The organism is Cupriavidus basilensis OR16 (genome assembly GCF_000243095.1).
GTDB classification, from domain to species: domain Bacteria; phylum Pseudomonadota; class Gammaproteobacteria; order Burkholderiales; family Burkholderiaceae; genus Cupriavidus; species Cupriavidus basilensis_D.
The window spans coordinates 61,503-68,516 of record NZ_AHJE01000054.1 but is presented as its reverse complement, the minus strand read 5'-3'; the positions used below and the strand labels follow the sequence as shown (position 1 = coordinate 68,516).

At 69.5% G+C, this 7,014-nt stretch carries 4 protein-coding genes and 1 pseudogene; all 5 read right to left on the bottom strand.

Features of this window, described 5'->3' with window-relative positions; all coding sequences use genetic code 11:
- The coding region (locus tag OR16_RS46110) for a 4-alpha-glucanotransferase (RefSeq protein ID WP_237717145.1) at positions 1 to 332 on the bottom strand (332 nt) is incomplete at its 3' end.
- Positions 333 to 372: 40 nt separating this feature from the next.
- Positions 373 to 804 (bottom strand): hypothetical protein, encoded by a 432-nt coding sequence (locus OR16_RS46105; protein ID WP_237717144.1) that lies wholly within the window; start codon positions 802 to 804, stop codon positions 373 to 375.
- Positions 805 to 814: 10 nt separating this feature from the next.
- Positions 815 to 2,554: pseudogene (treZ, locus tag OR16_RS20775) on the bottom strand (malto-oligosyltrehalose trehalohydrolase); the annotation flags it as partial.
- 76 nt (positions 2,555 to 2,630) lie between these two features.
- Positions 2,631 to 4,742, bottom strand: coding sequence for a glycogen debranching protein GlgX (gene glgX / locus OR16_RS20770; RefSeq protein WP_006159924.1), 2,112 nt, complete (start codon positions 4,740 to 4,742; stop codon positions 2,631 to 2,633).
- Between the two features lie 25 nt (positions 4,743 to 4,767).
- Positions 4,768 to 7,014, bottom strand: a complete 2,247-nt coding sequence (glgB, locus tag OR16_RS20765) for a 1,4-alpha-glucan branching protein GlgB (protein ID WP_006159923.1) — start codon at positions 7,012 to 7,014, stop codon at positions 4,768 to 4,770.

Here is a 7,014-nt window from a genome sequence, read left to right as displayed (position 1 = left end):
GGCGTTGCGCGCCTGGCCAGCGCGGGCCAGTCGATCTCGGTGCGCGCTTCGAGCGCCTGCAGGGCCGCGCGCAGGCCCAGTGCTGCTTCGGCCTGCGCGACGGCAGGCTGGCCGAAGGCGGCGGCGGGGTCGGCATAGAGCGGGTTGAGAAACAGCCGGCTGGACGGCGCGTAGGGACTGTAGCGCTGTGGCAAGGCGGCAAAACCGGCGTGCAGCGGATTGATGGCGACCGTGTCGGCGCCTGCGCGCGCGGCGGCCTCGCAGAACCGTGCCAGCGCGGTGAGGTCGCCCAGTCCCGTCGCTGCGCCGCGGCGTAGGGAATACAGTTGCACCGAGAGGCCCCAAGGCCGCCGGCTACCGTCATCGTGCTCATCATGTTGCCTGGCGCGCAACGCGTCGGCCACCCCGAAGCAGCGCGCCGGCGCTACGCCTAGCGTGACTTCGGCATCGCCGAGCAGTAGCCGGTGATAGCCGCTGGCGGCGATGCCCGGTACGCGCAGGGTGCCAGAGGGTATGTCCCGACGGGATCGGCACGGCTTGGTACTGGTCCGCGGTAATCAGCGGCGGCAACGTTTGCATGGCGTCCTCAGCCGCGAGTTGGGCGCGTGCCGCCTCGCACTGGCCTACGGTGGCGCTGGGCAGCCCGAACCGGCCGAGGATGGCGCGCAGCACCTCGGGCTCGACCTCGCGGGCGCGGCCCTGGGCGTCTTCCCAATGGACCAACAGGCCGGCCCGGGCGGCAAGGGTATGCAGCGCCTGCAAGGCATCGTCATGTGCGGTACGAGGTAAGGCGGCGGGATCCATGCTGGCCTCGTTACGGGTGAGCGGGAGCATCCAGGCAGGCAATCGCGGTGGCGGCCGGCAGCGCCCCGTCGGCCAGAGCCTGCGCGGCGCCTTCGCGGCTTTGGGCCAGCAGCCGGCCGGGAGATCGTGAGCAGCGCGCCATCGCCCAGCGCCAGCTTGCGGCCAGCGCCGCCTCGCCGACGATGCGCAGGCCGGGGTTGCGCAGCCTGGCAGGCGCGGCACCAGGTCGCGCCGCCGGATGGCCAGCAGCGCGCGGTAATAATGGCTCCACGCGTTGTCGTCTTCGAGCGGGGGACGCGACGCCTCGAAGGTTGCTGGGTCGTTCGGATCGGGGATCAGCGCCGCGTGCTGCGGATCGCTGAAGGCCGTCACGGTGCCGAACTCCCGGCAGCGGCCGGCGCGCACGGCCGCCGCCAGCTTGGGCGGGTGGCTGGTGAAATACAGGAACGGCGTTGCGCACCAGTACTCCTCGCCGCGGACCCAGCAATTGCAGCAAGACCGCCGCGCGCAGCGCGTCCGGCCGTGCCAGCCGGGTGAAGCGCTCGCCTAGCGCGCGATTGCCGGTCTGATCGTGGTTTTGCAGGAACAGCACGAAGGCCGTGGGCGCCAGCGCGGCGCTGGCCTGGCCGCGCCGTATACCGCGCGTGGGCGAGACCTCTCCCTGGTAGGCAAAGCCTTCGGCCAGCACGCGGGCGAGATGGGCCAGCGCGGGGGTGGCGGGCGCATCGTCGGCACGCGCTTCGCCGGCCGGCCGGGCATAATCGCCATAGTAGCCATCGCGCTCGCCGGTCAGCAGCACATGCAGGGCGTGGTGGCCGTCGTCGTTCCACTGCGCGTCGAAGCCCGCCGCGAGTAGCGAGGCGTCGTTGTCGTCGTTCTCGAGCACGAGGTGGACATGCCGTCCGGGATGGCGCGCGCGCACCTCGTCCGCCAGTTCCCGCAGCCAGCCTTCGTCGACGATGGCGTGCACGGCGTCCAGGCGCAATCCGTCGAAGCGGAAGTCCTCCAGCCAATAGAGCGCATTTTCGGTGAAGAAGCGGCGCACCTCGGGCTGGCGGAAATCGATGGCCGGCCCCCATGGGGTGCGCACATCGCCGCGGAAGAACGCGCTGGCGTACTGGTGGAGGAAATTGCCTTCCGGGCCGAAGTGGTTGTAGACCACGTCGAGCAGCACCATCATGCCCAGGCCGTGCGCGCAATCCACCAGCGCGCGCAGATCGTCCGGCTTGCCATAGCTGCATTCCGGTGCGAACGGCAGCACGCCGTCGTAGCCCCAGTTGCGCGCGCCGGGAAACTCAGCCAGCGGCATCAGTTCCACCGCTGTGAAGCCGAGCGCGGCCAGGCGCGGCAGTTGCCGCGTGGCGCCGGCATAGCCTCCGCACAGGCCAACGTGCATCTCGTAGATGATCGCCTCGTGCCAGGGGCGGCCATGCCAGTACGGGTGGCACCAGGTGTAGGCGTGCGGGTCGCAGACCAGGCTGGGACCGTCGATGTCGATCGCCTGGGCGCGCGAGGCGGGATCAGGCACCGTGCTGCCGTCGTCGAGCCGGAACCAGTAGCGCGCGCCGGGGCAGCACGGCGCGATCGCTTCCAGCCAGCCTTGGCATTCGTCCGGACCCGGCGCGGCGGCGCACATCGGCACCGGCCCCATGCCTGCGATCTCCAGCCGTATGCGCTGCCCGCTGGCGGCCGCATCGGGTGCCCACAGGCGAAAGCGCATGCGTCCGTCCTCTAGCCGGCTTGGGCCGAATAACGGCTTCGGCGACGGCCGCGATGGCAAGGCATTCATGATGCGGCCTCCTTCGACGGCCAGGGAACGGATTCGACTAACTCCATTGGGAGTCCGCGTCGCTGGGCGGCACGGCCAGTAGCAGCGCGACGGCATGCGCGGGCACCGTCACGCCAGGTGTGTCGACGCTTGCCTCGGGCGCATCGGGCTGGCTGCTGTCCAGCAGCCGTTGCCAGCACTGAGCAGGCTCGGGCAGGCGGAACCTGACGTCCTCGTTTCCGGCGTTGAGCAGCAGCAGGGTTACCTGGATCTCGCCGTCCGGGCCGGCGGCGGTACGTCGCATGGCCAGAGTGCGGCCGTCCGGGCTGGACCATTGCTCGGGGCTGAGCGGGTGGCCATCGGTATCGAACCAGGCGATGTCGGCCAGCCCCGGCTCCAGCTCGCGGCGCCCATGGGCAAAGCGGGCTTCGGCGAACGCGTACAGGCGCCGGCGCTGCGTCAGCAGGCGGCTGACAAAGGCCGTCATGGCACCGCCGGCGGTGCTGCTGGCGTGGTCCCAGTCCAGCCATGAGAGCTCATTGTCCTGGCAGTAGGCATTGTTGTTGCCGCCCTGGCTGCGGCCCCATTCGTCGCCGGCGGTGACCATTGGCGTGCCATGGGAGAGCAGCAGCGTGGACATCAGCGCGCGCGCCACGCGGCCGCGCGTCTCGAGGATCGCCGGGTCGTCGGTGGGGCCTTCCACGCTGCCGTCCGGGCTCCAGTTGGCGCTGGCGTTGTCGTCGGTGCCGTCGCGGTTTTCCTCCAGGTTGGCTTCGTTGCGCTTGGCGCTGTAACTGACGAGATCGGCCAGCGTGAAGCCGTCGTGTGCGGTGATGAAGTTCACGGAGGCCCAAGATTTGCGGTGGCGGCGGTCGAACAGATCGGCCGAGCCGGCCAGGCGCGCGGCCAGGTCGCCGCGCTGGCCGGCGTCGCCGCGCCAGTAGCGCCGCACGGTATCCCGGAACTTGTCGTTCCATTCGGCAAAGGCGGGCGGGTGGTTGCCCAACTGGTAGCCGCCGGGGCCAAGGTCCCAGGGCTCGGAGATCAGCTTGACGCGTGACAGCACGGGATCCTGCAGGATGGCGTCGAAGAAGCCCGCGCCGGGGTCGAAGCCGGTGCCCTCGCGTCCCAGTGTGGTGCCGAGATCGAAGCGGAAGCCGTCGACATGGAAGCACTCGACCCAGTAGCGTAGTGAATCCATTACCATCTGCAGCACGCGCGGATGCGACAGGTTGAGTGTGTTGCCGCAGCCGGTGTCGTTGATGTAGTGGCGTTCGTCGCCCGGCATGAGCCGATAGTAGCTGGCATTGTCCAGCCCGCGCCACGATACTGTCGGGCCGAGCGCGTTGCCCTCGCAGGTATGGTTGTAGACCACGTCGAGGATAACTTCGATGCCCGCCGCGTGCAGCCGCCGCACCGCCACCTTGAATTCGTTGAGCTGCCCGTTGCTGAGATAGGCCGGCTCCGGCGCGAAAAAAGCCAGCGTGTTGTAGCCCCAGTAGTTGCGCAGGCCGCGCTCCACCAGGAAGCGGTCCTGCAGGAAGGCGTGGACGGGTAATAGTTCCACGGCGGTGACGCCCAGTTTGCACAGGTGGTCGATAAAATGCGGATCGCACAGCGCGGCGAAGGTGCCGCGCGTGTGCGGCAGCAGGTCATGGCGCAGCATCGACAGGCCGCGCTGATGCGCTTCGTAGAGGACGGTTTTCTCCCACGGCACGTCCGGCGCGCGGTCGTCGCCCCAGTGGAAGCTGGTGTCCACCACCACTGCCTTGGGCATGGCGGGGGCGTTGTCGCGGCGGTCTGGCGTGAGGTCGGCGCGCGGGCTTTGCAGCCGGTAGCCGAACAGCGCTTCGGACCAGCGCACCGGCCCGCTCAACTGCCGCGCATAGGGATCGAGCAGCAGCTTGTGCGGGTTGAAACGGTGCCCATGTGCCGGCTCATAAGGACCAAACGCGCGATAGCCGTAAACCGTGCCGATCGCAGCGTGCGGCAGGTAGCCGTGCCAGATCTCGTCGGTGCATTCCGGCAGCGTGATTCGCGCCAGCTCCTTGCGGCCGTTGGCAGAGAACAGGCACAGGTCGATCCGCGCGGCATTGGCGGAGAACACGGCAAAGTTGATCCCGAGCCCATCCCAGTGCGCGCCGAGCGGGGTTGGCTTGCCGTGCAGCATGCGGGTGGCAGGGGCCGGGGGCAAGTCAGGCTCCTTCCGGGATATAGCGCAGGACCAGCGTGGCCAGCGGCGGGAGGCAGAGCGTGAGCGATGCGGGCAGGCCGTGCGAGGGCGTGGCGGTGGCTGGGACCTCGCCGCCGTTGCCCACGTTGCTGCCGCCATAGCAGGCGGCATCGGTGTTGATGCACTCCTGCCAGCGGCCCGCGAACGGGACGCCCAGGCGATAGCCGTGGCGCACCACGGGCGTCATGTTGACCACCGCCAGTACCACGTCGCGGCTGCCAAGCGCGGCCCGGCGCAGATAGGCGAAAACGCTGTTGCGGCTGTCGTCGCCCACCACCCAGCCGAAGCCCTCGGGCCGGTGGTCCAGCGCATGCAGCGCCGGGAGTTCCCGGTGCAGGCGGTTCAGGTCGCGCACCAGCGCCTGCATGCCGCGGTGCTCGGGCTGCTCCAGCAACGACCAGTCCAGCTCGGTGTCGTGGTTCCACTCGCGCCATTGGGCAAACTCCGCACCCATGTAGAGCAGCTTCTTGCCGGGGTGCGTCCACATGAAGCCGTAATAGGCGCGCAGGCTGGCAAAGCGCTGCCAATGGTCGCCGGGCGTCTTGCCGATCATCGAGCCTTTGCCATGCACGACTTCATCATGCGAGAGCGGCAGCACAAAGGCCTCCGACCAGGCATAGACCATGCCGAAGGTCATGTCCTGGTGGTGCCAGGCGCGGTGCACGGGCTCGTGGGAAAGGTAGCGCAGCGTGTCGTGCATCCACCCCATGTTCCACTTGAAGGTGAAGCCCAGCCCGCCGCTTTGCACCGACGCGGTCACCCCGGGCCAGGCGGTGGATTCCTCGGCGATGGTCATGGCGCCACGGCAGCGCTCGCGCACCAGGGTATTGAGCTCGCGCAGGAAGGCCACGGCCTCCAGGTTTTCGCGCCCGCCGAAACGATTGGGGACCCACTGGCCGGGCTCGCGGCTATAGTCGCGGTACAGCATCGACGCCACCGCATCCACGCGCAGGCCGTCGATATGGTATTGCTCCAGCCAGTGCAGGGCGCTGGCCAGCATGAAGCCGCGCACTTCGTTGCGGCCGAGATTGTAGATCAGCGTGTTCCAGTCCTGGTGGAAGCCCTCGCGCGGGTCCTGGTATTCGTAGAGCGCGGTGCCGTCGAACTCGGCCAGCCCGTGCGGATCGGTGGGGAAATGCGCCGGCACCCAGTCCAGGACCACGCCGATGCCCGCCTCGTGGCAGCGGTCGACGAAGGCGGCGAACGCCTGCGGCGGCCCCAGGCGCGCGGTGGGCGCAAACAGCGACAGCGGCTGGTAGCCCCAGGATCCGCCGAAAGGATGCTCCATCACCGGCAGCAGCTCGACATGGGTGAACCCCAGCTCGCGCACATACGGGATCAACCGGGCGGCCAGGCGTTCCCAGCCGTGCACGGGATTGTTGACCTCGGCGAGCCAGGAGGTGACGTGCATTTCATAGATGGAGATGGGCGCGGCGTGCGCGTCGGTGATGGCACGATGGCGCATCCAGGCCTGGTCGTGCCAGGCATACGGCGGCGCCGATGTACCCGGCTGCGCGACCACCGAGGCGGTGGCCGGCGGTGCCTCGGTAGCCAGTGCCACCGGGTCGGCCTTGTCGGGCAGCGGCTCGCCGTGGGCCCCGAGCAGGTCGAACTTGTAGCGGCTGCCCGGGGCGGCGCCCATCGCGCAGGGAATGAACAGCTCCCAGATGCCGGCGCCATGGCGTAGCCGCATCGGGTGGCGCACCGGGTTCCAGCCGTTGAAGTCGCCGATCACCGAGACTCGCCGGGCATTGGGCGCCCATACGGCAAAGCGCACACCGTCGATGCCGTCCAGGACTTGCGCCTGCGCGCCCAGGCAGCGGCCCAGCTCGAAATGGCGCCCCTCGGCAATCAGGTGCAGGTCCAGATCGCCCAACAAGGTCCCGAAGGCGTAGGGATCGGCACTGACCTGCTCGCTGCCGTCCGGCCAGCGCATGCCGAGGCGATAGTCGCGCGCGCCCGCGGAGCCGGGCAGGGCTCCGGCGAAGATGCCGCCAGGGTGAAGCCGTTCGAGCCCCGCCAGCCGGGTGCCGTCGGCGGTGGCGAGCCACGCCGTCTGCGCGCCCGGCAGGCAGGCGCGCACCACGGTGTGGCCTGCCGCGGGGTGCGGCCCGAGTACGGCGAAGGGGTCGGCATGGCGTGCCGCCAGCAGCGCCTCCAGGTCCGTGTTAGCCAGGGGAGGCGGCGGCGCGGGTCCTGCGCCGGGCAT

What these genes read in the sequence shown, in the direction of transcription:
- glgB (WP_006159923.1), bottom strand. Translation starts at nt 7,014, where the DNA reads ATGCCCGGCGCAGGACCCGCGCCGCCGCCTCCCCTGGCTAACACGGAC.
- OR16_RS46105 (WP_237717144.1), bottom strand. Translation starts at nt 804, where the DNA reads ATGGATCCCGCCGCCTTACCTCGTACCGCACATGACGATGCCTTGCAG.
- glgX (WP_006159924.1), bottom strand. Translation starts at nt 4,742, where the DNA reads ATGCTGCACGGCAAGCCAACCCCGCTCGGCGCGCACTGGGATGGGCTC.